Below are 24304 nucleotides of genomic sequence, written 5' to 3'. Positions count from 1 at the left end.
GGCCCGCGGCCGCGGGGGCGGCGGCCCCGGGGGGGGGGCGTTGGGGGGGGGGGGGGGGGGCCCCCCCCCCCCCCCCCCCCCCCCCCCCGCCGCTCCGGCCGGATCGCAGCGGATCCGGCCGGAGGGGTGTGGGAGGCGGTGCCTGCGGTCAGGCGGCCTTGCGGAGGGTCCAGGCCTGGGCCGGGCGGCCGTCGACGGGCTGGAGGTCGAGCAGCCAGGCGCCGTAGTACGGGCGGCCGCTCACCGACAGGGCGTACGCGCCGCTGCGGTCGGCCACCGTGACGGTGCCGTTGGCGGTGCGCACCCGCCACTGCTGGGAGGTGTTCGAGCCACAGGTGCGCTGGGCGACCCACATGCCGCGGGAGGGCGCGCCGCCGGGCTGGAGGCACTTGCCGGAGGCGGCGGAGCGGATCCGGACGAGGCCGTTGCCAACGTTGTCGAAGGACCACTGCTGCTGCGCGTACCCGGTGCTCTGCGAGCCCACCAGCACGGTGCCGTCGGCGGTGCGGCCGCCCCAGATCTCGGCCGCGAGGCCGGTGCTGCCGTTGCCCAGCAGGTAGCGGGCGCCGGGCTTGGTGGTGGTGTTGTCGCCGGCGCCGGAGGTGCGGAACGAGGCGGCGCGGCCGGGTCCGCTGTCGCGGCCCGCGGAGTCGCGGACGGAGACGGCGACCTTGTACGTCGTACCGGGGCGCAGGTTGTAGATGCGCACGGCGGTCGACTGGGTCCACGTCAGGTGGCGGCCGTCCAGCAGCACCTGGTACCAGGCGGCGCCGGAGACGGCGCGCCAGCTCGCCACCGCCGAGTCGGCGGTGATCTGGCCGACGGTCGCGTCGGGGCCGGTGCCGGGGCGGGGGGTCGGGGTGGGCGTCGGGTGCGGATCGGGGTCCGTGCCGTCGCCGCCCTTGGCCTTCATCAGGAACTGGTTGTCGGCGACGTTCCAGTGGGTCGAGAGGTAGCTGCCCGACCGGGGACTGGTGTTGAAGTAGTCGTCGTGGTTGCAGTCGAGGATGTTCTCGCTGGCCGGGTTGGTGCAGATGTTGCGCATCTGCGGGTAGTACGGGGTGTCCGAGTAGCACATGACGTCGTTCTCGTCCGTGCAGTGGGCGCCCCGGCTGGTGTTGGGCGCGCTGTTGTTGACCGCGCCCAGGTTGTGGCCGAGCTCGTGGGCGGCGGTGTGGCCGCCCCAGCAGCCGGTGTCGCTGCGGCCGTAGGAGGGACCGAAGTTGCTCAGGTTGTTCTGACCGGGCCGCTCGTCACCGTTGAAGGTGCCGATGCCGCAGTAGACCTGGGCGTCCGCGAAGATCATGTACTTGCGGTCGCGGCGGTTCAGGCCCTTGCCCGCCAGCGCGTTGTTGGTGGCGCTGAACTCGCTGAGCGCGGAGTCCGGGAGCTCGATGTTCAGCACCGTCGGGGTGCAGTCCGAGGCCGTGACGTAGCGGATGTGCCGGACGCCGCCGGTCTCCTTGGCGCTGTTGCTGTAGATGAGGTCCGCGTCGACGGCCCACTTGCGGAACGAGGCCAGGTAGGTGGCGTAGCGGTCCTGGCCGGGGCCGTGGACGTACACGACCTGGACGCGGTTGCCGGTGCTGCCGTCGCCGTCGCACTGGACGGTCTGGCCGGCCGGGCCGGCCGCAGCCGTGCCACCACTCGCGGCGGTGCCGCCGTAGCCGCCCGCACCGCCGTAGCCGCCGGCGCCCTTCGGCGGGCGCGGCGCGTCCGCGGGGGCCTTCACGGCCGCCTTGGCGTCGGCGGCGGGCGCGTCCTGGGAGCGGCCGCCCGCCGGTGCGGCGGAGGAGGGACCCGCGGCCGGGTCGGCCGCCGTCGCACGGGACTTGATGACCGGCGGGGTGTCCTTCTTGATGTCGACGCCCTTGGGCGGCGCGTCCGGGCCGTGGGTGCACAGGCCGGCGCGGGTGCGGTACACGCCCACGCAGCGGTCGCCCTTGGGCGCGGTGGCCAGCCCCTCGTAGACCATGCCGCGGGCCTTCTGGTCCGACGGTACGGCAAGCAGGGGCGCGGGCTCCTTGTCGCGCGCCGGCGCGGACGCCGGGGTGAGCGCTCCGGGTACGGCCGCGGGGCCACCCTCGGCGATCGGCGTGGCCTGCGCCCCCTCGAGGCCACCGGTGTAGAGGAAGCCCGCGGCGATCGCGGCCGCGAGGGCCGTACCGGCTCCGGCGAATATGAGCCGGGGCTTCCTGTGTCGATTCTGACGTTGTTTCAGCTGCCGATGTCTGGACATCTGCACCTCAATCCTGGGTCAGGAGACTGGGTTCGCAGAAGGCTGCCAGACGTCGACGGTGGCGAATTCGGACAAACGGGAGCCGCCCCGGAGAATCCAACCTGTTACCAAGTGGTCCAATTTGATGAACAGTCAATTCGCTTAAAAACAAGGGAAGTTACGCGCGTCAACTAGGTGTGGTCCACACCAATTTAAGGATGTCGTTACCTGATCGAGATACTACGGAACCGTAGGAAATACCCTGCTGACGCAAATTCAGTAAAGTATTCATCTTTGTGATCACCTCGCGAATTCCCGTCGTCACGAGTGGTGATGGCGCTCGCCCGACCCGTGTCCGCACAATGGAGGTCCGTGCGTACGGAAGGGAGTCATCGGGTGGCAGCGAAGGAACCGGCGGTGCGGATCGAGCGGGACGGACCGGTGTTCACGGTGGTCCTCGACCGTCCCGAGGTGCGCAATGCGGTCGACGGTCCGACGGCCGCACAACTGGCCGACGCCTTCCGCGTGTTCGAGGCCGACGACGAGGCCGCGGTGGCCGTCCTGTGGGGTGCGGGCGGCACCTTCTGCGCCGGCGCGGACCTCAAGGCGGTGGGCTCCGAGCGCGGCAACCGGGTGGCCCCCGACGGCGACGGGCCCATGGGGCCGACACGGATGCGGGTGGGCAAGCCCGTCATCGCCGCGGTGGCCGGGCACGCGGTGGCCGGCGGCCTGGAGCTGGCCCTGTGGTGCGACCTCCGCGTGGTCGAGGAGGACGCGGTCCTCGGGGTGTTCTGCCGGCGGTGGGGCGTACCGCTGATCGACGGCGGGACCGTGCGGCTGCCCCGGCTGATCGGCGAGAGCCGGGCCATGGACCTGATCCTGACCGGGCGCCCCGTACCGGCGGCCGAGGCGTACGCGATCGGGCTCGCCAACCGGCTCGTGCCGCCGGGCGGGTCGCGCCGGGCGGCGGAGCGGCTGGCGCACGAGATCGCCGGCTTCCCGCAGCTGTGCCTGCGTCACGACCGGCTCTCGGTGCGGGAGCAGCACGGGCTGCCCGAGGCGGAGGCGCTGGCGGGCGAGTACCGGCACGGTCTGGTCCCGCTGACGGCCGGTGAGACCCGGAGCGGGGCCGCCCGGTTCGCGGCCGGGGCCGGCCGGCACGGCTCGTTCACCGAATAGGGGGGCGTATCCGGCCCTTATCCCCGATGGATCACAATTGCGGGATGAGCGCTCACCACCCCCACGCGGAACCCGTCCCGACGCACGGCCCGGCGGCCGCCCCGCCCGAGCCGACGCCGCTGTTCGCCTGGGCCGCCACCGGTGACGGGCCCGACCCGCTGCCGATGGTGCACTTCACCACCGACGACCAGGAGGTGGCGCTCACGCCCGAGGGGCTCGCCCTGTGGCCGTACCACGAGGCGATCCGCGAGGGCGGCTGGCACCACTTCGCGGACTTCGACGCCTGGGCGGTGCCGGCCGATACGTGGGGTGCGGCGTACCGCCTGGAGGACGACATGTTCGTGGCCGGCGGCCCCGGGGCGTGCGCGACGTGGTACCAGGGCTCGCTGCGGCCGGACGAGGCGTGGGTGGCCGCCGCCCGGGCCGCGCAGAGCGTCGTGCTGCTGACGGCGCCGATCCAGCACCCGTCCATGTACGGGTACGCGGTCGAGGCCGGCGTGGCCTACGCGCTGCTGGTCCCGCTGATGGTGGTCTGAGCCCCTACGGCCCGGCGGGGGCCACTGGTCGGCGGGGGGGCCACTTGTTGGCGAGGCCGACCGGTCGGGCGGGGCCCCGCCAGCCGGTGGGGCCCGCCGGGCCGTCCCGCGCGGAAGGGGCGGCCTACGCCCAGCCGAAGCGGCGGTCGACCTCGCGGGCGAACTCCTCGAAGGTGAGCACCTCGTCCCCGTCCTTGTCGGCCGCGTCGAACAGGGCCGAGGAGGCGTCCGCGTCACCCAGGCCCCAGAACGGCAGGTCCCCGGTGGCTGCCAGGGTCGGCCCCTTGTCGCGCAGCGCGGAGATCACCTCCAGGCGGGTGAGGACCCCGTCGTGGTTGAGGTCGAGCGCTTCGAACAGCTTGCGAGCCTTCTGGCTCATGGGGTGGTCCCTTCCCGAGCAGCGTCAGGGGCCGCGGTGGCCCGGAGCCCAGCTTATGAGGGGTCCCCGGGGCCCCCGCAGCGGGGTCTCAGGCGGAGACCAGGCAGAACTCGTTGCCCTCCGGGTCCCGCAGCGTCCGGTACGCGCCCTGGTCGTCGGAAGTGAGCGGTCCGGCGGCGGTGGCCCCGAGCTCCAGGGCCCGCGCCACCCCGGCCGGTACGTCCGCGACCGCGACGTCGAGGTGCAGCCGGTTCTTGCCCGCCCGGGGCTCCGGTACGGGCTGGAAGGCCAGCCGCGGGAACCCGGGCGCGTCCACGTGCGACCAGCCCCGGGCACGGTCGTGGGGCTCGCCGCCGAGGAGCGCGGACCAGAAGCGGGACAGGGCGCGGGGATCGGCGGAGTCGATCACGATCTGGGAGAGGCGCACGGGGGCAGAGCGTAGCCGCCGCACCCAAGGGGCCGCCGCCCGGGGCTCCTTGGCCGCCACCGGGCGGCATGGTTCCATCGCCGCCGTGATCGATTCACGGACGCACGTACGCATCGCCCGACCCTCGCGCGACCTGGCCGCCGCGGAACGCTTCTACGTCGGCGGGCTCGGGCTGGAGGTGCTCTGGCGCACCGCCGAGCGGGTGCCGGGCGAACACGACCTGCTGATGGTCGGGCCGGCGGGCGGCGGCTGGCACTTCGAGCTCACCCGCGACCCGGAGGACCCGGTGGAGCCGCGGCCCACCGTCGACGACCTCTTCGTGGTGTACCTGGGCGAGCCGGTGCCGGAGCCGCTGGTGGACCGGCTGGTCGCGGCGGGCGGGACGCGCACGGCCGCGCACAACCCCTACTGGGACGAGTACGGGGTCACCGTCCGGGACCCGGACGGGTACCCGCTCGTCCTGTGCTCGCGCACCTGGGGATGAGCCGACCGACCGTCCCGGCTGCGCCGGGCGGGTCCCGTTCGCAGATCGGGACGGTACAGGTATGGCCAAGGACCTGCTGCGTGAGCGAGGATCACCGCCGCTCACGCAACCGCCCCACCCTGGAGGATGTATGGCCCGCCGCACCACCACCCGCGGCCTGCTCGCCGCGGCCACCGCCGGCGTCGCACTGCTCGTACCGGCCGGACCCGTCGTCGCGGCGCCCGCCCCCGGCGCCGCCGCACTGCCGCAGGCCCGGATCTTCATGGTCAACCCGGTCCAGTCCACCGGGGACCAGAACCTCGCCGACGGCCGCGACTCGGCCACGGCCGTTCCGGAGTCGGCGTACGCCCTGGCCGCGCTGCGCAACCTCGACGCGAGCGGCCGGCTGTCCGGCCGGTGGGCCTACGTCCGCTCGGAGACCGGCGCCCCCGCCGCGGTCTCGGCGGCCGCCTCGTACAACCGCCGCGACGACCAGTTCGAGCAGGTGATGGCCTACTTCTGGGTCAACGAGGCGCAGGAGTACCTGCAGGGACTGGGCTTCGGCAGCGAGCTGCGCGGGGCCAACGACCGCCCGCAGCCGGTGCGCATCAACCAGTGGGGTGCGGACAACTCCTTCTTCACCGACAAGAAGGACGAGATCCGCTTCGGCAAGGGCGGCGTGGACGACGCCGAGGACGCCGAGGTGATCGTGCACGAGTACGGCCACGCCGTGCACGAGGCGCAGGTGCCCGGGTTCGGTTCCTCCGCGGAGGCGGGGGCGATCGGCGAGGCCTTCGGCGACTACCTGGCCGTCGAGGTGGGCGAGCACGCCGTGCAGGCGTACGGCTGGCAGCGCCGTGCGGACCTGGCGTGCGTGGCGGACTGGGACTCGGTCCCGTACACCGCCGCGCCGCACTGCCTGCGCCGGGTGGACGGGAACAAGACGTACGCGGACCTGGAGGGCGAGGTGCACGCGGACGGGGAGATCTGGTCGCGGGCGCTGTTCGACGTCCGCAACGCGCTGGGGGCGCGGACCGCCGACCGGATCATCGTCAACGCCCAGTTCGGCTTCGCGCCCGACACGAGCTTCCGGGACGCGGCCCTGAAGACGATCGCGACCGCCCGTTCCATGTACGGCGCCGCCGCGGCCGACGCGGTACGCGCCGCCTTCGCCGCCCGGCAGATCCCCGGCGTCGCGTAACCCCCCTGTCGCTCCCTCCGCAGTTCCTCCCCCTGCGGAGGGAGCGTTCTCCCCCGTCGCCGGCCGGGCCGTGCGACGGGGGAGCCGCGTGCGCCGGTGGCCGCGTGCGCTCGGGGTCACGTACACCCTGAGCCACGTATGGCCGGGAACCGCTCCTACGACCTGGAAGCGTCGCCCTGACGCGGCGGCAGCGTCTTCCCCGCGTGCCGCTCCAGCGGGGTGACGGCCGCCGAGTTGGTGACGCTGAAGGTGACGCTGCCGGCCCGGTAGCGGTCGTCGGTCCACTCGATGGGGCGGCCGGTCCGGGTGCTGGAGATGTGCCGCTGGCGCAGCAGCGGGCCGCCGCGCCGGATCTGCAGCAACCGGGCGTCCTCGGCGCCGGCGGCGAGCGCGTCGATGAGGTGCTCCCCGTAGTGCGCGACGATACCGGCCTGCTCGGCGAGGCTGTCCATGACCGAGACGCAGTCGTCCGGCAGGGTCTCGACGGCGGCCGCGACCCAGTCGGCGTACGCGGTGCGCTCGACCATGGCCGGTTCTCCGTCGAGGTGCCGCAACCGCACCACGTAGAGGATCTCGGTGCCCGGGTCCAGGGCGAGCCGGGCCGCCTCGTCGGCCGTCGCCGGGCGTCGCGTGCGGCTCAGGAAGGTGCTCGTCACCCGGTGCCCGACGCCCTGCGCCCACTGGGCGAAGCTGTTGAGCTCGGCGAAGCTGTGGCGGCGCTCCTGGCGGAGCACGATGCGGCGCGCTCCCTGGCGTGATCCGATGAGGCCTTCCGAGGCGAGCAGGGCCACGGCCTGCCGGACGGTGCCGCGCGAGGCGGACCACCGGGACGCCAGGTCGCTCTCGGAGGGCAACTGGGCACCGACCGGGTACGCGCCGGACAGGATGGCCCGGCGCAGGGCCTCCGCTATCTCCTCGTACCGGCTCACCGTTTCTCCTGTGCCTCGGGCGGGTGCTCCTGACGGGCCTCGCAAATGATCATCATCCGGGTTCACCTTACGCGCCCCCGAGCCGCCGGCGCAGCGGTACTCCACACCCAACCACCGCCTGTCACGGCCCCTTTCGGCCATCCCTGCCTCTTCTTCGAGCCGTGCCCCGCATGACATGTGCCGTTCACCACCCGGTCAGCGAGCCCGGGCGAACTGGGGTCGACTTGTTCAGACAAGTTCGCGAGTACGTGCCAGGAGGGCCCCGCACGCCCCCCACTCCCCCCGCACGACCGCGCACCCTCATCCCGGGCAGCCCGAGAACGCTGCCCTCGTCTCCGGGAGAGACCGTGTTCCGTCCCACCGCCCGCCGCGTCGCGGCCGCCGGCCTGCTCGGCGCCGCCGTCCTGACCTCCCTCACCGCCTGCGGTGCCGCCCCCGACGACGCCGCCGGCAAGAACGGCAAGGTCCAGGCGGGCTCCGCCACCTCCGCCGCGGACTTCGGCGGCCTGGACGCCCTGGCCGGGGCCGCGCAGGCGGAGGGCGAGCTCAACGTCATCGCCCTCCCCGCCGACTGGGCGAACTACGGCGAGATCGTCAAGGCCTTCGAGGCCAAGTACAAGGTCAAGGTCAAGAGCGAGAACCCGGACGCCTCCAGCGCCGACGAGATCGCGGCCGTCAAGTCCCGCAAGGGCCAGAAGCGCGCCCCCGACGTCCTCGACCTGGGCATCGCCTTCGCCCGCAGCGGCGCGACGGAGAACCTCTTCGCCCCGTACAAGGTCGCCGCCTGGGACAAGATCCCGGCCGCCCAGAAGGACGCCCAGGCCCGCTGGTACAACGACTACGGCGGCTACGTCTCCATCGGCTGCGACGCCAAGCGCATCAAGACCTGCCCGGCCACCTTCGCCGACCTGCTCAAGCCGGAGTACAAGGGCAAGGTCGCCCTCAACGGCAACCCGACCAAGTCCGGCTCCGCCTTCGGCGGCGTGTACGCGGCCGCCCTCGCCAACAAGGGCTCCTTCGCCGACATCCAGCCCGGCATCGACTACTTCGCCAAGCTGAAGAAGTCCGGCAACTTCATCCCGGTCGAGTCCACCCCGGCCACGGTCGAGAAGGGCGAGACGCCCATCAGCATCGACTGGGACTACCTGAACGCCGGCTACGCCGACCAGTTCACGTCCAAGGGCGTCGACTGGAAGGTCTCGATCCCGACCGACGGCGTGTACGCCCAGTTCTACTCGCAGGCCGTCAACAAGGAGGCCCCGCACCCCGCGGCCGCCCGCCTGTGGATGGAGTTCCTCTACAGCACCGAGGGCCAGAACCTGTGGCTCAAGGGCTACGCCCGCCCCGTCCTGCTCCCGGTCATGACCGCGGACAGGACCGCCGACCAGGGCTTCGTCGCCAAGCTCCCGGCCGTCCAGGGCACCCCGTCCTTCCCGGCCTCCGAGGAGCTCGACAAGGCCAAGGCCACGCTCGCCGAGAAGTGGGACAAGGCCGTCTCCTGATGACCACCGCTTCCACCCCTCACCCGGGGCCCGCCGGCGGCATCCGCCGCCGGCGGCGCGGCGGCCGCACCTGGCCGGCCGTCCTCCCCCTCCTCGTCTTCACCGCGGTCTGCTTCGGCATCCCGCTCGGCGCGATCGCGTACGGCGCCTTCACCGGCACCGACCCCTCGACCGGCGCCACCCACGCCACCACCGAGCACCTGCGCCGCTCGCTCCAGGGCCCCTACCTCGACTCGCTGCTCGGCAGCGTCGAGCTGTCGGCGCTGACCGCGCTCGTCGCCGCGGTCCTCGGGGTCCTGATCGCCCAGGCCGTGGTCACCTCCCGCTCCCGCACGCTGCGCGAGGCGACCCTGACGGCCTCGGGCGTGCTGGCCAACTTCGGTGGCGTGCCGCTGGCCTTCGCGTTCATCGCGACCGTCGGCATCTCCGGCGTGGTCACGCAGCTGGCCGACCTCGAGTCGCTGGGCTGGAGCCTGTACTCGTTCACCGGCCTGACCGTGGTCTACCTGTACTTCCTGATCCCGCTGATGGTGCTGGTCACCGTGCCCGCGCTGGACGGACTGCGCCCGCAGTGGCGGGAGGCCGCGAGCAACAACGGCGCCACCGCCCCGCAGTTCTGGTGGCACGTCGGCCTGCCGGTGCTCACGCCGTCCCTGCTCGGCGGGTTCGTGCTGCTCTTCGGCACCGCCTTCGCCGCGCACGCCACGGCCGCGGCCCTGGTCGGCGGCTCGGTACCGCTGGTCACGCTCAAGATCGCTGATGCGCTCTCCGGCAACGTGCTCACGGGCCAGGAGAACGTCGCCCTCGCGCTCGGCCTCGACATGATCCTGATCGCCGGCCTGGTCATGGCGGTCTACCTGCCCCTTCAGCGACGGAGCGCCCGATGGCTGCGATAGTGACCACCGCCGAGCGCCCCGGCGCGCGCACCCGGGTCCGGGCGGCCCGGCGGCGGCCCCGCGTCTGGCGCGGACTCGTCCTGGCCCTCGCGGGCGCGTACTTCCTGCTGCCGCTCGTCGCCTCCTTCGTCTTCACCGTCCACGTGCCCGGGCAGGGCGTGTCCTTCGAGGCGTACACCGAGCTGCTCTCCGCCGACGGCTTCGCCCGGAGCCTGCTGCTCTCGCTGGGCCTGGCGGCCGCCACCATCGCGCTGTCGCTGCTGCTGACCGTGCCCGCGCTCATCGCCGTACGGATCGGGGCGCCCCGGCTGCGCCCGGTGGTCGAGGCGGTCTGCCTGCTGCCGCTGGTGGTGCCGCCCATCGCGCTGGTCACCGGCATCACCACGGTGCTGCGCTGGGGCCCCGAGCACCTGTCGCGCACGCCGCTCTACCAGACGTTCATCGCGATCCAGAACGAGGACTTCCCCGTCGTCCTGGTCCTCGCCTACACCGTCCTCGCGCTGCCGTTCGTGCACCGCTCGCTGGACGCCGGGCTGCGCGCCATCGACGTGCCGACCCTCGTCGAGGCGGCCCGCGGCTGCGGGGCGAGCTGGCCGTACGTCGTGGGGCGCGTGCTGCTGCCCAACCTGCGCACCTCGCTCACCGGGGCCGCCTTCCTCACCCTCGCGCTGGTGCTCGGCGAGTTCACCATCGCCTCGCTGCTCGGATTCCAGCCGTTCGCCGTGTGGATCGTGTCCATCTCGGGAGCCCAGGCCCGGATGTCGGTGGCCGTGTCGATCCTCAGCCTCCTGATCACGTGGGCGCTGCTGCTCCTGCTCTCGCGGGCCGGATCGGCCCCGCGCACCACGGCAGCAGGCTCCTCCCCCACCTCCCGCAAGGAGACCCAGTCCTGATGTCCAGCACCCTTTCCGCGGACCGTACGCAGGCCCGCGAACCGGAGCCCGGGGCCGCGGAGACCTCCGGTGCCCGCGTCGAGTTCCGCGGCCTGCGCCGGTCCTTCGGCGCCACCACCGCCCTCGACGGCCTCGACCTGACCGTGGAGCCCGGCGAGCTCATCGCCCTGCTGGGTCCCTCGGGCTGCGGCAAGACCACCGCGCTGCGCGTGCTGGCCGGCTTCGAGCACCCCGACTCGGGCGAGGTTCTGGTCGACGGCGAGGACATCACGGACGTACCGGCCAACCGCCGCGACGCGGGCATGGTGTTCCAGTCGTACAGCCTCTTCCCGCACCTCAACGCCCGCGAGAACGTGGCCTTCGGGCTGCGCGTGCGCAAGGTGCCGGCCGCCCGCCGGCGCGAGCGCGCCCAGGAGCTGCTGGAGCTGGTGGGCCTGCCCGCGCACGGCGACCGCTACCCGCACCAGATGTCGGGCGGCCAGCAGCAGCGGGTGGCGCTGGCCCGGGCGCTGGCGCTGCGCCCGCGGGTGCTGCTGCTGGACGAGCCGCTGTCCGCGCTGGACGCCAAGGTCCGCGCGAACCTGCGCGAGGAGATCCGCCGCCTGCAGCTGTCCCTGGGCATCACGACCATCTTCGTGACCCACGACCAGGAGGAGGCCCTGTCCATGGCGGACCGGGTGGCCGTCCTGAACGCGGGCCGGCTGGAGCAGTGCGCGGCACCCGCCGAGCTGTACGAGCGGCCCGCGACGCCCTTCGTGGCCGAGTTCATCGGGGCCATGAACCGGCTGCCCGGGCGGCTGGCCGGGGAGGGCGGGGCGCTGGTGGACGTGGCGGGCTCGCGCCTGCCGGTGGACGGCGACGTGCCGGGCGTCCGGGACGTGGAGGTCCTGGTCCGGCCGGAGAACGTCACCGCGACCGCCGACCCGGAGGGTACGGCCACGGTCGTCTCCACCTCCTTCTTCGGCCCGGTCACCCGTGTGCACCTGGAACTCCCCGGGGTGGCCGCGCCGGTGAAGGCCGACCTGCCCTCGCGCGAGGCGGGCGGACTCACGCCGGGGACGCGGGCGCGGGTGGTGCTCGCGGAGCGTCCGGTGCTCGTGGTCGCGGCCACGGCCGCTCTCGCGGCCGGCACCTCGACCACCTCGGCTGCCCCGACCGCCGGGACGGGTGGGGTCCGGGCGTCCGACGCCCCGGAGGAAGCGGAGGACGGCGCGTGAGCGGGCTGGCCGCCGTCCTGTTCGACATGGACGGCACCCTGGTCGACACCGAGGTCCTGTGGTGGCAGACCACCGAGGAGGTCGCCGCCGGACTCGGCCACCGGCTCACCCGGGCCGACGCGGGCGAGGTGGTGGGCCGGGCCGTCGAGGACACCGCCGCCCACCTCGTCCGGGTCGCCGGACGCGGGGACGTGGACGCGGTCGGGGCCGACCTGACCGCCGGGTTCTTCGCCCGCGTGGAGGCCGGGGCGCCGATGCGCCCCGGCGCCCAGCGGCTGCTGTCGGCGCTGGAGCGGGACGGGCTCCCGTTCGCGCTGGTGAGCGCCTCGCCGCGGGTGGTGGTCGACAGCGTCGTGGGCGGTGCGCTGGCGCACGTGCCCTTCGCCTTCACGCTGTCCGCCGAGGACACGCCGCGTACGAAGCCCCACCCCGACCCGTACCGGGTGGCGGCCGAACGGCTGGGCGTGCCGGTGGCCGGGTGCGTGGCCGTGGAGGACTCCCCCGACGGGGCGGCCTCGGCGGAGGCGGCCGGCTGCGGAGTGCTGGTCGTGCCCTCGCTGCTGGAGGTGCCGGGCGGCCCGGCCCGTACCTTCCGGTCGAGCCTGACGGAGGTCGACGTGGCGGCGCTGCGGGCCTGCCTGCCGGCGCCGCGCACCGCGCCGGAGGCCCAGGTGGATTCCGGGCCGGCCCTCGACCACCCTTGACGCCCCGGGGCGTCGACCACCGGCCGTCGGCCGGTGGCGGGGCCGCCGCCCCCGCGAACGAGGGCCGTCACCGCACCCGTCGGCGGTGACGGCCCCGCCGCCGTCCCGCCGGGCCGCCCCTCTCAGAGCCGGACCGGGCCGCCCGGACGGTCCGGGGGCCGCTCTGCGCCGCCGTCCCCGCGCGGACGGAACTCGGCGATGATCTCGCAGCCGAGCGCGTACGCCGGCACCCCCGCGGTGATGAGCGCGGTCTCGGCGACGCCGACGAGGTCGGCGATGCCGGCTCCGGCGTGGAGTGCGCCCTGGGCGTGGATCCGCGCCGGGTGTTCCCGGCCGAGGGCCAACAACTGCCCGAAGTGGACGAGTTGCTGCACCCGCGCGCCCAGCGGGTTGTCGGTCAGCACGATGTGGCGCAGGGCCGCGATCGCCTCCTCCGTCGGCAGCCGGCCGAACTCCTCGGCCAGGCGCAGCCGTTCCTGCACCCCGCCGGGAACGGTTCCGAGGGTGGCGCGGTAGCGGTCGCGCACGGCCTCCGCCCGGGAGGAAGGGGTGCCGTCCGTCATGACGCGACCCGCGCGATCGCCGCGCGCACGGCCTCCTGGGCGCCCGGCGGGAAGTCCACGGCCCCGCCGATCGCCGCGGCGGCGATCTCGGCCTCGGCGCTCTCCTCGATCGCCACCACGAGGTGGGCGGTGGCCGCCGCGTCCGGGCCGAACACCAGGAGGCCGTGGTTGGCCAGCAGGACCGCGGCCGTCGTGGGGCGCCGTTCCAGCACGTCGGCCATGCCCCGTACCGACACGTCCGATCCGCGGGGGCCCCAGGGGACCACGGGGACGTCCTCGGCCTGTCCGAAGCGCAGCATCGGCTCGGTCCGGCAGGGCAGCGGCCGGTGCGCCACGGCGAAGGCGGTCGCGGCGGGCGAGTGGGTGTGGATGATCGCGCCCACGTGGGGGCGCGCCTCGTACACCGCGCTGTGCATGGCGATGATCTCGGCGCTGACGGACTGCAGCTCGCCTTCGAGGACCTGCCCGTCGAAGCCGACGGTCGCCAGCTGTTCGGGCCGCAGGCCGCGGACGAACCCCGGCGTCAGCAGAAGGCGCTCGCCGTCGAGCCGGGCGCTCAGGTTGGCGTGCCCGGAGTGCGACATCACCCCGGCCGCGAAGAGCCCCTCCGCGGCTGCCACCAGCTGCTCGGCCCGCTCTTTCCGTATGTACGCATCGCTCATGGCGGTCCCTCCAAGTGTGCTGTCAGCGGCCGCTCGTTCGCCGCTGTCCACGTGCCGACCACTCTTCAACTTGAACTAAGGTTCAAGTCAAATGCCGTGACCACGAGGAGCAGGAGGAGCTGGACGTGCGCATGACGATCGGTCGTCTCGCCGACATCACGGGAGTGCCCGCGTCGGCCATCCGGTACTGGGAACGCCACCGGCTGCTGCCCACGCCCGATCGCGAGAGCGGGCAGCGGCGCTATCCGCCGGAGGCGGCCGAACGCATCACGGTGCTGCGCACGTGCCAGCAGGCCGGCCTGACGCTGGCCGAGATCGGCGAGTTCCAGCGCGAGCAGCCGCACCGGGAGGCGATGATCCGCGCCAAGCTGTCCGAGATCGAGCAGCGCAGGGTCGACCTCGACCACGCGCACGAGCTCCTGACCCACGCCCTGAAGTGCAGCGAGGAGGACATCGTCAGGTGCCCGAAGTTCCGCGAGCAGATGGCGGCGTGGCAGACACCGGACACGACGCCCCGACCCGACTGAGCGGCCGCGCGGGAAGCATCCCGCGCCACCCGCCGGCCCGTCCGCGCCGCCCTCCTCGAGCATCACGAGGACCCCTTCGGCGCCCTGCCCCCGGGACTGCGCCAGGGTCAGCACTCTTTCTGAAAGTTGCTGCAAGAATTTTCAGACCTCGATAGGCTGCCGCCGTCTCCGTCCACCCCGTGAAAGGACCCACCCCATGCAGGGACGCAACGGCAGGCGCGTCGGCGCGCTGGCGACGCTGGTGGCCGCGCTCCTCCCCTGGGCTGCGCCGGCCTCCGCGGCGGACGGTCCGGCGGGCTCGCCGTTCCACTTCCAGGTCACGGCCACCACCGACTGGGGCGACCAGGTCCTCGTGGTGGGCAACGTCCCGGCCCTGGGTGCCTGGGATCCCGCCCACGGGATACCGCTCGACGCGCACGGCTATCCCGCGTGGACCGGCGAGACCGTCGTCGACTCCGACTCCGGTGTCGAATACAAGTACGTCCTCCGGGAGCCCGACGGCACGATCACCTGGGAAGCCGGGCCGAACCGCCTCGTCCGGCCGCGGGCCGGCTCGCCCGTCACCACCCAGGACGCCTTCCGGGTCACCCCGCGCACACCCGCCTCCGGCATCGCGCCGACGTGCGTCGGCTGGTCCACCACGTGGCGCTACACCTCCGTCTTCAACGGCTGCGGCGACACGTACGGCCTTCAGGTCCTCTACCAGGACGGCAGCAGGTCCGGCTGCCGGGAGGTCGCGGCCGACGCGACCGCGACCTTCCCCGGTTACGGTCCTTACGAGAACCACCCCGTGGCGGTCAACCACTGCTGACGGGCCGGCCCTCGGCTCCGCACCGGAGCCGGCCGGCCGCTTTCGGCCGGACCGCTCACGGCCCTGGCGCATTCCGGGCACGCAGCGGCGTTCCCGGCGGTCCGGAGGGCAGACTGGAGGGGCCGACGGGACCGGGCGGACAGGAGTGCGGCCATGGGTGTGCCGATCATCATCGACTGCGATCCGGGGCACGACGACGCCCTGGCCATCATGCTCGCGGCCGGGGACCCGGCGGTGGACCTGCTGGCCGTCACCACGGTGGCGGGCAACCAGACGCTCGAGAAGACCACCCTGAACGCCCGCCGGGTCTGCACCGTCGCCGGGATCCGGGACGTTCCGATCGCGGCGGGCTGCGACCGACCGCTGGTCGAGCCGCTGCGGGTGGCCGGCGACGTGCACGGCGAGTCCGGGCTGGACGGACCGGACTTCGGCGCGCCGGAGGTGGACGTCGTCCCCGAGCACGCCGTCGAGCTCATGTACCGGATCCTGACGGAGCACCCGGAGCCGGTGACCCTGGTGCCGACGGCTCCGCTCACGAACGTCGCGCTGCTGCTCACCCGCTACCCCGACGTCGTCCCGCGGATCCGGGAGATCGTGCTCATGGGCGGCTCGACGGAGCGCGGGAACACCACACCGGCCGCCGAGTTCAACGTGTGCGTGGACCCGGAGGCCGCCGACATCGTGTTCCGCAGCGGGGTGCCGCTGACCATGTGCGGGCTCAACGTCACCCACCAGGCCCTGGCCACGCCCGACGTGGTGGCCCGCTTCACCGGCCTCGACACTCCGCTCGGCCGGACCTGCGCCGAGCTGATGACCTTCTTCGGGGGCACCTACCGGCGGCTGTTCGGGTTCCGGGCCCCGCCGCTGCACGATCCGGTGGCGGTGGCCCGGGTCATCGACCCGGAGATCGTGCACTGCACCGAGGCCCACGTGGCCGTCGAGCTCCACGGTCGGCACACCAGGGGCGCGACGGTGGTCGACCTGCACGGCACCCTCGGCCGGCCCGCCAACGCCCGCGTCGCCCTGACCCTGGACCAGGACCTCTTCTGGGACCGGCTGGTCGCGGCCGTCGAGAGGCTGGGCCGCGACCGGTCCTAGGATCCGCCCCCTACGGAGGGGGCGTCGGGGCCCCGGCCGGGCGCGACACGCGTCGCCCGACCGTCAGGCCCCACACTCTAACGCCGCACAACTCCACAGGGCCGAGTCCCCGACCGCCACCACGGATCCGGCGCCGGTCGGGGCCGGTTCAGGGCCGGCGCCACCGGTGACCAGCAGCGCCAGCAGCACGGTGGCCGCCTCGCTCTGGAGGGTGCGGGCCGCCTGCTGGAGACGCCGCGGGTCGGTGCCGGGCAGCGACAGCGCGAGGCACTCCGCGTCGGGACCGGTGGTGATCGGCACCGCCGCGCACACCGTGCCGAGTGCGTACTCCTGGAGGTCCAGCAGTGCCTCACCGGGACCGCGGGCGTCGAGCTGGTGGAAGAGCACCTGCTCGTTGGTGATGGTGTGGGCGGTGAGCCGGGCGATCTTGTGCCGGGCCAGGTGGTCCATGCGGCCGTCGTAGTCGAGCTGGGTCAGCAGGGCCTTGCCGACGGCCGAGGCGTGCGCGGCGGCGCGGAAGTCCACCCACTCCTCCACCACGGGCGCCGCGGGCCCGTCGGCGTACTGCGTGATGGCGATCTCGCCGTCGGTGTAGCGGCTGACGTACACGGCGGCGCCGACCGCGTCCCTGACCCAGGCGAGGGTCTCCTGGAGGCGGCCCACCCCGTTCTCGCCCGCGGCGCCGGCCAGCCGCAGGGCGGTGCCGGCGACGTACGCGTCGGGGCCGATGGGCGTGGCCAGGTTGGTCCGGACGAGTCGGCGCAGCGCCTGGGCGAGCATGAGCGGCGGGAGTTGGGTCTGCCGGGCGATCTGGACCAGGCTGACGCCGCCGGAGTACCGGTTGATCACCTCGAGGACGCGCAGCGCGCGGTGGACGGTGGTGAGGGCGGTCGGCGCGCACCTGTGCTCGGCCGTGCGCTCGGCGCCCTGGGTGAGCCGGGGGGCCCGCAGCGGGGCCGCTGACCAGGCGCTGGCGTCCCGGGTGAGGCGGCGCGGGTCCAGTTGGGCGCAGCGTGCCAGAGCCACGGCCAACTGCGGGCCGGGCAGCACGATCTCGCCCAGATCCGGGTCCTCGTCGGCGACCAGGGCGGCCACGGCGCGACACAGCGGGCCTGGCAGCCGGTGCCGGTCGCGGATCTGCTGGGAGGGGGCCGGGGCGGGCTGCCGGGGCAGGAAGGTGAGGTCCTGGGTGGTGATGGGGGGCGAGCTCCAGATGACCGAGGCGCCCAGTGCCTCCTCCAGGCGGTCCGGGACGGCGGGCGGGTCGGGCAGGCCGGGGTCCGCCTCCAGGGTCGCGGCCTGGTCCCGCCAGTGCCGGGCGGTGCTGACCTCGGCCCGCGAGAGGTGCAGCAGGTACAGGCAGCGGGCGGCGGTACGGGAGCCCGCCCCGGCGGCGTACTGGAACCAGAACTGCGCGCCCTCGAGCTTCCCCGAGAGGTGCAGCAGGCTGCCGAAGAGGAGGGCGGACGCCTGGCTGTGCGGCCAGGCGTCGGCGTCGAGGGCGACTTCGGTGAACTCCTCGCTGTCGACGACGTGCCAGGTCAGGGCGTCGAGGGCGCGGGCGGCCCGGACGTGGCAGGCGGCGTCGAGCACCAGGGCGTCGGTGACGGCGGGACAGGGCTCGGCCGTGCGCCGGCGGCCGCGGCCGGACCGCTTGGCGGCGGTTCGGGCGCGGGCCGCGGCGGCGCGGTTGCGGTCGGCGACGACGCGGCGGGCGATCCGGCGCCGGGCGGCGTCCTCGTCGTACCCCGCGTACTCCTCGGCGAGCACCTCGGCGTCGCGCAGGGCGACGGTCACTTCCCACAGCACGGTCGTCAGGTCCAGGTCCAGGTCCCGGGTCGTGTCGCTCACTGGTCCTTCTCCTCTCCGGCGGCCCAGTCGAGCCCGAATTTCCTGGACAGGGCACGGCGAGCGCCACGGATCTTGGAGCGGACCGCGGCGGTGCTGATGCCCATCATCTGCGCGACCTTGTCCTCGCTGTACCCGCCGAGGAAGGCGAGGAGGGCGATGTCGTAGTCGCGCTCCGGGAGTTCGGCGATGGCCGCGTAGAGGGCGAGTCTCGCTCCGTGGCGCTCGAAGGGCTGTTTGCCGGAACGTCTGAGGGCCGCGTACCAGGCGGTCTCCACCATGGCCGGGGACCTGCGCAGCAGGACCAGTCTGCGTTCCACGTGTTCGCGGAGCACCGACCAGGCGAAGCCGTGCAGGCTGGACTCCCTCAGGGCCTGGGGCCAGACCTTGAGCAGGAAGGTGAAGACGTCGTCCACCACGTCGTCGGCGTCCTCGCGGTTGCCGAGCTGGAGGTGGGCGTAGCACAGGTAGGCGCGGTGGTGCTGGGAGTGGAACGCCGTGTACTCCACAGGCAGGACTCCCACCAGTTCGTTGGAGACCGTCTGGTCTCCGGAAGGGTCGAACTCGCCTTCGCTCATGCGTTCCCCCACGGCTGACCGCTGGCGCCGCCGGCCGATGCGACGACTTCCTGACTAACGAACGACTGGCGCGGGGTTACGGCTATGGGCACGAAGGCGTACTCGACAAGATCCACGATGACGCGAATCCTTCCCGTGGCACATGGTGCGATGGCCGGGCCTGCCTGCCCCCAGGTACGGCAGCCGGAGAGTGGAACTGCTCTCACGCACTAGCCAACAGGAAACCTGCCTCTTGGTGAGGGCCGTCTTTCACAATTCTTCGGAAGCTGGCGCACCGTCGCGCGTACGCGCCCCCTTCCGCCCGCGCGCGCTCCTCCACCGAAACGCTCCGGACGCGCCCCGAGGACGATTCGAGGGAGCGGCCGCCCCGTGGTGTGTGGGGGAGGTGCTTGACGCGTCGTGGCAGGCTGGTCCGGAGGCAGGCCCGGGCCGGAGGTGGCCGCAGGCCAGGGCGAAGCCCCAAAGCCTCCGGGGTGGGCCTGCCGCAGGGCCTGCAGGCCACGACGCGTCAAGCGCCGAGGGGACCCGCATACCACGGGACCCGCCCCGAAGCGAGGGCCCACCCCGACACCGGAAGCCCCCACACCACACCCCGAGCGTCTCTGCTAGAGGTCGCGCTCCCCCGGGCTCACCAGCCCGGTCTCGTAGGCGAGCACGACGGCCTGCGCCCGATCCCGCAGCGACAGCTTCGCGAAGATCCGGGCGACGTGGGTCTTGACGGTGGCCTCGCTGAGCGTGAGGTGGGCTGCCACTTCGGCGTTCGACAGGCCCCGCCCGAGGAGGGTGAGGACCTCCCGCTCGCGCGGGGTGAGGCCCGCGAGGTCGCGGTGGGCGGCCGGAGCAGGGACGGGGGTGTCCGCGGCGAAGCGCTCGACCAGGCGCCGGGTGATGGAGGGCGCGAGGAGGGCGTCGCCGGTGCCGACGAGGCGGACGGCCGCGGCGAGGTGGTCGGAGGTCACGTCCTTGAGCAGGAAGCCGCTGGCTCCGGCGGCCAGGGCCGCGTACACGTACTGGTCGAGGTCGAAGGTGGTCAGCATGACGACCCGGCAGGACGGGTCCTCGGCGAGGATGCGGCGGGCGGCCTCCAGGCCGTCCATGCCGGGCATGCGGATGTCGAGCAGGACGACGTCGGGGCGCAGCCGGCGCACCTCCTCGACCGCGGCCGCCCCGTCGGCGGCCTCGCCGACGACGTCGATCCCGCGGGCGGTGAGGATCATCCGGAAGCCGGTGCGGACGAGCTCCTGGTCGTCGGCGATGACCACGCGCGGGCCGGGCGCCACCGCAGCCGCGGGCTCGGGTGCGTGAGGGCTCGTCACGGGCGGTCCAGGGGTATGCGGGCGCGCACGCGGAAGCCGCCGCCGAGCCGGCGCCGGGCATCGAGCTCACCGCCGTAGACCGCCACCCGCTCGCGCAGCCCGAGCAGCCCCCGCCCGGTCCCAACGGGGCCCGCCGACCCGCCGGCCCCGGACGAGCCAACCACCCCGGCCGCCCCGGACGAGCCGCCCGACCCAGCCGCCCCTGTCATCCCAGCCACTTCAGCCACCCCACCAACCCCAGCCATCCCAGCAGCCCCCACCCCCGACCCGACCGGCACCCCCGCGAGAACGCTCGGCCCCGTGTTGAGCACCTCGACCCGGAGCCAGCGTTCCGCGTAACGGACCGTCACCTCGGCCGTCGCCCCGTCTCCGTGCCTGAGGGCGTTCGTGAGCGCCTCCTGGACGATCCGGTACGCCGTCACGTCGATCCCCTCCGGGAGCGGCCGTGGCTCGCCGGAGATGCGGACCTCCACCGGCAGCCCGGCGAAGGCGAACCGGTCGACGAGCCGGCTGAGCCGGGCCATGCTCGGCTGCGGCTCGACCACCAGGTCCCGCCCGCCCTCGGCCGGACCGTCGGTGCCGTCCTGCGCGGGGGCGAGCAGGCCGAGCAGGTGGCGCAGTTCGGTCATCGCGCTCCGCCCTGCCGTCTCGACCGCCAGCATCGCCGCCGCGGCCTGCTCCGGCAGGGTGGTGAGCACCTCGCGCGCGGCTCCGGCCTGCACCACCATCAGGCTCACGTTGTGGCTGACGATGTCGTGGAGTTCGGCGGCTATCCGGGCGCGTTCGGCGTCCACCGCCGCCCGCGCCGCGCTTTCCCTCTCGCGTTCCAGCTGCCAGCCACGCTCCCCGACGGCGGCCCGGTGCAGCCGCCGCGCCCGTACGAGCGCGGCGCCGAGCGCGCCGGCCGCGGCGCACGCCAGCACCAGCGCGACGATCAACAGACCCGTCATCGCCGCCACCCCCCTCCCGTGCTCCGCGGCACCCGCTGTCCCGCTGTCCCGCAGTCCCGCTGCTCCGCCGTCGTCCGGCCCTCGCTCACGGCCGGACCCCCCGCCACCAGCCTCTCAGCCCGGGCCAAGATCCGCATCCCTCCCCGGATGCAGGCGCGTACATCCCCGGTATGACGACCCCCGCGGGTTACACCGTGGGGGCGACGCACCGGCCCCGAACCGCCTCTTAGGTTCGGGGCATGGCAACACATCACGACAGCAGCGAGCCGCAGGTCGTCGTCCGACTGGAGGACGTGCACAAGGAGTTCGGTGACGCCCGGGCCCTGGCCGGTCTGGACCTGGAGGTCCGGGCCGGGGAGGCGGTGGCCGTCATGGGCCCGTCGGGCTGCGGCAAGTCGACCCTCCTGAACCTGGTGGCCGGGCTGGACCGGGCCACCTCGGGCACGGTCCGGGTGCACGGCCAGGACCTCGGCGACCTCGGCGAGACCGGTCTGGCCCTGTTCCGCCGCCGGCACATCGGCATGGTCTTCCAGTTCTTCAACCTGATCGACGACCTGCCCGCCCTGGACAACGTCGCGCTGGCCGCGCAGTTGACCGGCACCTCTGCGCGCCAGGCCCGGCGCCGGGCGCTGGAGCTCATGGACGAACTCGGGGTGGCCGGGCGCCGCGACACCTACCCGGCCGCGCTCAGCGGCGGCGAGCGCCAGCGCGTGGCCGTGGCGCGGGCGCTGGTGAACCGGCCGGCCCTGCTGCTGGCCGACGAGCCCACGGGCGCGTTGGACAGCCGCTCGGGCGAGCAGGTGATGGACCTGCTCATCGACCTCAACCAGATCGGCCAGACGCTGCTGATCGTCACGCACGACCCGAAGCTGGCGGCCCGGTGCGCCAGTCGGCTGGTGGAGATGGCGGACGGCCGGGTGGCGCGCGAGCGCACGCTGGAGGGGCCGGACTCCGAAGGCGTCGCCGGTGCGGCCCTCTCCTCGGGAGCGGGCGCGTGAGCGCCGTGTGGCGGGCCGCGCGGGCGGCCGTGCGCCGGCGCCGGATCCAGACGGCCGTGATCGCCCTGGTCGTCCTGTGCTCGTCCACGACCGTGCTGCTGGCCCTCGCCCTGGTCGGCGCCGCGTCGGCCCCCTTCGACAAGGCCTTCGCCGCGCAGCGCGGCGCCCACGCCCTGGTGGTGTTCGACACCTCGAAGGCCCCGCCGGACGCCGTCGCACGCACCGCGCGCGCAGGGGGTGTCGAGGCCGCGGCCGGGCCGTTCGGCCAGGCCAGCGTCGACGTGCCCGAGCCCTGGATGTACATGGCGCCCGGGACGCTGACCGTGGTCGGCCGGGCCTCCCCCGGCGGTCCCGTGGACCGGGTGGAGGTGGTGTCCGGCCGGTGGGCGCGGGGCCCCGGGGAGATCGTCGTCGCCCGGGACCGGCCCGGCGACACCGACCAGCTCCTGGGGTCGCGGTTGGACGCCCCGGGTGTACCGCCGCTGCGCGTCGTCGGCTTCGCCACGAGCATGAGCAAGTCGGCGAGCGCGTGGGTGACGCCCGGCCAACTCGCGGCGCTGCACCCGCGTTCGACACAGATGCTCTACCGGTTCGCGGACGAGGACGCGGGCTCGGAGCGGGCCGTGCGCGGCGCGGTGGCGGCGGCCACGCGGGGCCTGCCGGCCGGCGCGGTCACGGCGAGCCGCTCGTACCTCGCTCTGGAGGAGGCGTTCTCGGCGACGGCCGACGCGTTCCTGCCGTTCGTGTCGCTCTTCGGCGTGCTCGGGCTGCTGGTGTCGGTCCTGATCGTCGGCAACGTCGTCAGCGGCGCGGTGGTCTCCGGCCACCGGCACATCGGGGTGCTCAAGGCGCTCGGCTTCACCCCCAACCAGGTGGTGTCCGTGTACCTGTTGATGGTGTCGGTCCCGGCGCTGCTGGGCTGCGTGCTGGGCACGCTGCTGGGGGGTGCGCTGGCCGAGCCGTTCGTCCGCATCGCGTTCGCCGGGATCGACACGGGCGTGGTGACGGTCGGCGCGGGCCGCTGGCCCGCCGTGGCCTGCCTGCTGGGGATGCCGTTGCTGGTGGTCGTCGCGGCGCTGGTGCCGGCGTTGCGGGCGCACCGGCTGCCGGCGGCCCGTGCCATCACGGCCGGCAGCGCGCCGGCGGCCGGGCGGGGCCTGCGGGTGCAGCGGTTCCTCAGCGGTACGCCGCTGCCGCGCGCCGTGAGCCTGGGGCTGGGGCAGCCCTTCGCCCGGCCCGGCCGGTCGCTGCTGACGCTGGCCGCGATCGCGCTCGGCGTGACGGCGGTGACCGTGACCACGGGCCTGACCGGGACGATGACGGCCTTCGCCGACCTCGGCCGGGGCACCGGCGGGCCGGGGGTGTACGTCAACGCGGACCCGTCCGTGCCCGACCGCCCCGCGCCGCGGCTGGGCGACGCGGCGACGGAGGCGCGGCTGCGGTCGCTCGGCGCGCAGAAGGTGGTCGCGCGGGCGTTCAGCCACGTCCGGCTGGCCGGGCTGCCCGGCGAGTACTTCGCGGACTTCTACCGCGGGGACACGGACGTGTTCGAGCGGGGCGTCGTCGAAGGGCACTGGCCCAGCGGGGTCGGCGAGGTCGCGGCCGGCCCGGCGTTCCTGAGCCAGCGCGGGCTGTCGGTCGGCGACCGGACCATGCTGGAGGTGGGCGGGCGCCGCATGCCGGTGACCGTGGTCGGCCGGGTGATCGAGGGCAACGCGAAGGCCGTCTCGTCGAACTGGCCGACCCTCCAGGCGCTGCTGCCCGGAACCCGGGCGATCGAGTACAAGGTGCAGTTGGCCCGGGGGGCGGACGCGGGAGCGTACGTGGCGGCGGTACGCGCGGTGGATCCGGGGCTGCGCCCGGAGGCGACCTCGACCGGGAGTGCGGCCACGGCCACGGTCGTGGGCTTCTCCTCCGTCTTCTCCGTCCTCCTGGCCACCGTGGCCTCGCTCGGGGTGTTCAACACGGTGCTGCTGAGCACGCGCGAGCGGCGCCGCGACCTCGGGATGATGAAGTCCATCGGCATGACCCCGCGCCAGGTCGTCCTCATGACGGTGACGTCGGTGACCGGGCTCGGGCTGGTCGGCGGGCTGGTGGGGCTCCCGCTGGGCATGGTCGCGCACCGGCTGTTGGTGGACCACGTGGGGATCGTGGACTTCCCCGAGTGGATGAAGGACGTCTGGCACGCCCCGCGTCTCGCCGGGATGCTGCTGGCGGGCGTGGGGATCGCGGTGCTCGGGGCCGTGGTGCCGGCCCGGTCGGCGGCCCGCCTGACGATCGCCCGGGTGCTCCACAACGAGTAGCCGCCGCGGACGGGTACCCGGGTTCCCCCGGGCGGTTTGGCGCCGCTCGGGGGAACTTGGGCGGTTTGGCCGGAACTCGTATGGGCCAGATAGGTGCCTGAGGCAT

At 74.0% G+C, this 24304-nt stretch carries 23 protein-coding genes and 1 pseudogene; 14 read left to right on the top strand and 10 right to left on the bottom strand.

The window, feature by feature from the left end; translation table 11 throughout:
• Nucleotides 1-148: 148 nt before the first annotated feature.
• Entirely contained in the window at nt 149-2239 is a 2091-nt protein-coding gene (locus ACIQCH_RS07495) for an RICIN domain-containing protein (RefSeq protein WP_402578942.1), read from the bottom strand.
• A 375-nt stretch (nt 2240-2614) separates the two neighbouring features.
• Here ACIQCH_RS07495 and ACIQCH_RS07490 point away from each other — a divergent pair, with 375 nt between their 5' ends.
• Both ACIQCH_RS07490 and ACIQCH_RS07485 read left to right on the top strand, forming a co-directional pair.
• Nucleotides 2615-3397: a crotonase/enoyl-CoA hydratase family protein gene (locus tag ACIQCH_RS07490; RefSeq protein WP_402578940.1), complete on the top strand. Its 783-nt coding sequence runs from the start codon at nt 2615-2617 to the stop codon at nt 3395-3397.
• Nucleotides 3398-3441: 44 nt separating this feature from the next.
• Nucleotides 3442-3933: a hypothetical protein gene (locus ACIQCH_RS07485; RefSeq protein ID WP_402578938.1), complete on the top strand. Its 492-nt coding sequence runs from the start codon at nt 3442-3444 to the stop codon at nt 3931-3933.
• Between the two features lie 124 nt (nt 3934-4057).
• On the opposite strand, the gene ACIQCH_RS07480 is transcribed toward ACIQCH_RS07485, so the two are convergent.
• Together ACIQCH_RS07480 and ACIQCH_RS07475 are read right to left on the bottom strand one after the other, a co-directional pair.
• Complete coding sequence (locus ACIQCH_RS07480) at nt 4058-4312, bottom strand: EF-hand domain-containing protein (protein ID WP_402578936.1); 255 nt, start codon at nt 4310-4312, stop codon at nt 4058-4060.
• 88 nt (nt 4313-4400) lie between these two features.
• Nucleotides 4401-4739, bottom strand: coding sequence for a VOC family protein (locus ACIQCH_RS07475; RefSeq protein WP_402578934.1), 339 nt, complete (start codon nt 4737-4739; stop codon nt 4401-4403).
• An 85-nt stretch (nt 4740-4824) separates the two neighbouring features.
• Here ACIQCH_RS07475 and ACIQCH_RS07470 point away from each other — a divergent pair, with 85 nt between their 5' ends.
• Entirely contained in the window at nt 4825-5223 is a 399-nt protein-coding gene (locus ACIQCH_RS07470; protein WP_402578932.1) for a VOC family protein, read from the top strand.
• A 130-nt stretch (nt 5224-5353) separates the two neighbouring features.
• Complete coding sequence (locus ACIQCH_RS07465; RefSeq protein WP_402578930.1) at nt 5354-6403, top strand: M4 family metallopeptidase; 1050 nt, start codon at nt 5354-5356, stop codon at nt 6401-6403.
• Nucleotides 6404-6558: 155 nt separating this feature from the next.
• Here ACIQCH_RS07465 and ACIQCH_RS07460 read toward each other — a convergent pair whose 3' ends face one another.
• Nucleotides 6559-7332: a GntR family transcriptional regulator gene (locus ACIQCH_RS07460; RefSeq protein WP_402578928.1), complete on the bottom strand. Its 774-nt coding sequence runs from the start codon at nt 7330-7332 to the stop codon at nt 6559-6561.
• A 347-nt stretch (nt 7333-7679) separates the two neighbouring features.
• Between ACIQCH_RS07460 and ACIQCH_RS07455 the strand changes: the two genes are divergently transcribed.
• The 5 genes from ACIQCH_RS07455 to ACIQCH_RS07435 are packed head-to-tail and all read left to right on the top strand — an operon-like array spanning nt 7680 to nt 12544.
• A complete protein-coding gene (locus tag ACIQCH_RS07455; protein WP_402578926.1) occupies nt 7680-8834 on the top strand; it encodes an ABC transporter substrate-binding protein in 1155 nt (384 codons plus the stop codon).
• Complete coding sequence (locus ACIQCH_RS07450; protein WP_402578924.1) at nt 8834-9730, top strand: ABC transporter permease; 897 nt, start codon at nt 8834-8836, stop codon at nt 9728-9730. The genes ACIQCH_RS07455 and ACIQCH_RS07450 overlap by 1 nt, the downstream gene beginning before the upstream one ends.
• On the top strand, nt 9718-10623 hold the full coding sequence (locus ACIQCH_RS07445; protein ID WP_402578922.1) for an ABC transporter permease: 906 nt from the start codon (nt 9718-9720) through the stop codon (nt 10621-10623). Before ACIQCH_RS07450 ends, ACIQCH_RS07445 begins: the two co-directional genes overlap by 13 nt.
• Nucleotides 10623-11840, top strand: coding sequence for an ABC transporter ATP-binding protein (locus ACIQCH_RS07440; protein WP_402578920.1), 1218 nt, complete (start codon nt 10623-10625; stop codon nt 11838-11840). The genes ACIQCH_RS07445 and ACIQCH_RS07440 overlap by 1 nt, the downstream gene beginning before the upstream one ends.
• Nucleotides 11837-12544 carry an HAD family hydrolase gene (locus ACIQCH_RS07435; RefSeq protein ID WP_402578918.1) on the top strand — a complete coding sequence of 236 codons (708 nt, stop codon included), beginning with the start codon at nt 11837-11839 and terminating at the stop codon, nt 12542-12544. Before ACIQCH_RS07440 ends, ACIQCH_RS07435 begins: the two co-directional genes overlap by 4 nt.
• A 122-nt stretch (nt 12545-12666) precedes the next feature.
• Here the strand turns inward: ACIQCH_RS07435 and ACIQCH_RS07430 are convergent, their stop codons facing one another.
• Nucleotides 12667-13107 carry a carboxymuconolactone decarboxylase family protein gene (locus ACIQCH_RS07430; protein WP_402578916.1) on the bottom strand — a complete coding sequence of 147 codons (441 nt, stop codon included), beginning with the start codon at nt 13105-13107 and terminating at the stop codon, nt 12667-12669.
• Nucleotides 13104-13769, bottom strand: coding sequence for a class II aldolase/adducin family protein (locus ACIQCH_RS07425; protein ID WP_402578914.1), 666 nt, complete (start codon nt 13767-13769; stop codon nt 13104-13106). The genes ACIQCH_RS07430 and ACIQCH_RS07425 overlap by 4 nt, the downstream gene beginning before the upstream one ends.
• 131 nt (nt 13770-13900) lie before the next feature.
• Between ACIQCH_RS07425 and ACIQCH_RS07420 the strand changes: the two genes are divergently transcribed.
• The 3 genes from ACIQCH_RS07420 (at nt 13901) to ACIQCH_RS07410 (ending at nt 16205) form a co-directional block, all read left to right on the top strand.
• Nucleotides 13901-14296, top strand: coding sequence for a MerR family transcriptional regulator (locus ACIQCH_RS07420; RefSeq protein WP_402578912.1), 396 nt, complete (start codon nt 13901-13903; stop codon nt 14294-14296).
• 196 nt (nt 14297-14492) lie between these two features.
• Entirely contained in the window at nt 14493-15107 is a 615-nt protein-coding gene (locus ACIQCH_RS07415) for a carbohydrate-binding module family 20 domain-containing protein (protein ID WP_402578911.1), read from the top strand.
• 153 nt (nt 15108-15260) lie between these two features.
• On the top strand, nt 15261-16205 hold the full coding sequence (locus ACIQCH_RS07410; RefSeq protein ID WP_402578909.1) for a nucleoside hydrolase: 945 nt from the start codon (nt 15261-15263) through the stop codon (nt 16203-16205).
• 168 nt (nt 16206-16373) lie between these two features.
• Here the strand turns inward: ACIQCH_RS07410 and ACIQCH_RS07405 are convergent.
• The 4 genes and pseudogenes from ACIQCH_RS07405 to ACIQCH_RS07390 form a co-directional block, all read right to left on the bottom strand.
• Nucleotides 16374-17156 (bottom strand): annotated as a pseudogene (locus ACIQCH_RS07405) (IclR family transcriptional regulator C-terminal domain-containing protein); the annotation flags it as partial.
• An 896-nt stretch (nt 17157-18052) separates the two neighbouring features.
• Nucleotides 18053-18631: a sigma-70 family RNA polymerase sigma factor gene (locus tag ACIQCH_RS07400; protein ID WP_402578907.1), complete on the bottom strand. Its 579-nt coding sequence runs from the start codon at nt 18629-18631 to the stop codon at nt 18053-18055.
• Nucleotides 18632-19236: 605 nt separating this feature from the next.
• Nucleotides 19237-19947 carry a response regulator gene (locus tag ACIQCH_RS07395; protein ID WP_402578905.1) on the bottom strand — a complete coding sequence of 237 codons (711 nt, stop codon included), beginning with the start codon at nt 19945-19947 and terminating at the stop codon, nt 19237-19239.
• Nucleotides 19944-20897, bottom strand: a complete 954-nt coding sequence (locus ACIQCH_RS07390) for a sensor histidine kinase (RefSeq protein WP_402578903.1) — start codon at nt 20895-20897, stop codon at nt 19944-19946. The genes ACIQCH_RS07395 and ACIQCH_RS07390 overlap by 4 nt, the downstream gene beginning before the upstream one ends.
• A 239-nt stretch (nt 20898-21136) precedes the next feature.
• Here ACIQCH_RS07390 and ACIQCH_RS07385 point away from each other — a divergent pair, with 239 nt between their 5' ends.
• Together ACIQCH_RS07385 and ACIQCH_RS07380 are read left to right on the top strand one after the other, a co-directional pair.
• Entirely contained in the window at nt 21137-21895 is a 759-nt protein-coding gene (locus ACIQCH_RS07385) for an ABC transporter ATP-binding protein (protein ID WP_402578901.1), read from the top strand.
• Nucleotides 21892-24198 (top strand): ABC transporter permease, encoded by a 2307-nt coding sequence (locus ACIQCH_RS07380; protein WP_402578899.1) that lies wholly within the window; start codon nt 21892-21894, stop codon nt 24196-24198. Before ACIQCH_RS07385 ends, ACIQCH_RS07380 begins: the two co-directional genes overlap by 4 nt.
• Nucleotides 24199-24304 lie beyond the last annotated feature (106 nt).

The organism is Streptomyces sp. NPDC093225 (assembly GCF_044753805.1).
Taxonomy (GTDB): domain Bacteria; phylum Actinomycetota; class Actinomycetes; order Streptomycetales; family Streptomycetaceae; genus Streptomyces.
This window is presented reverse-complemented; position numbering and strand designations above follow the sequence as displayed.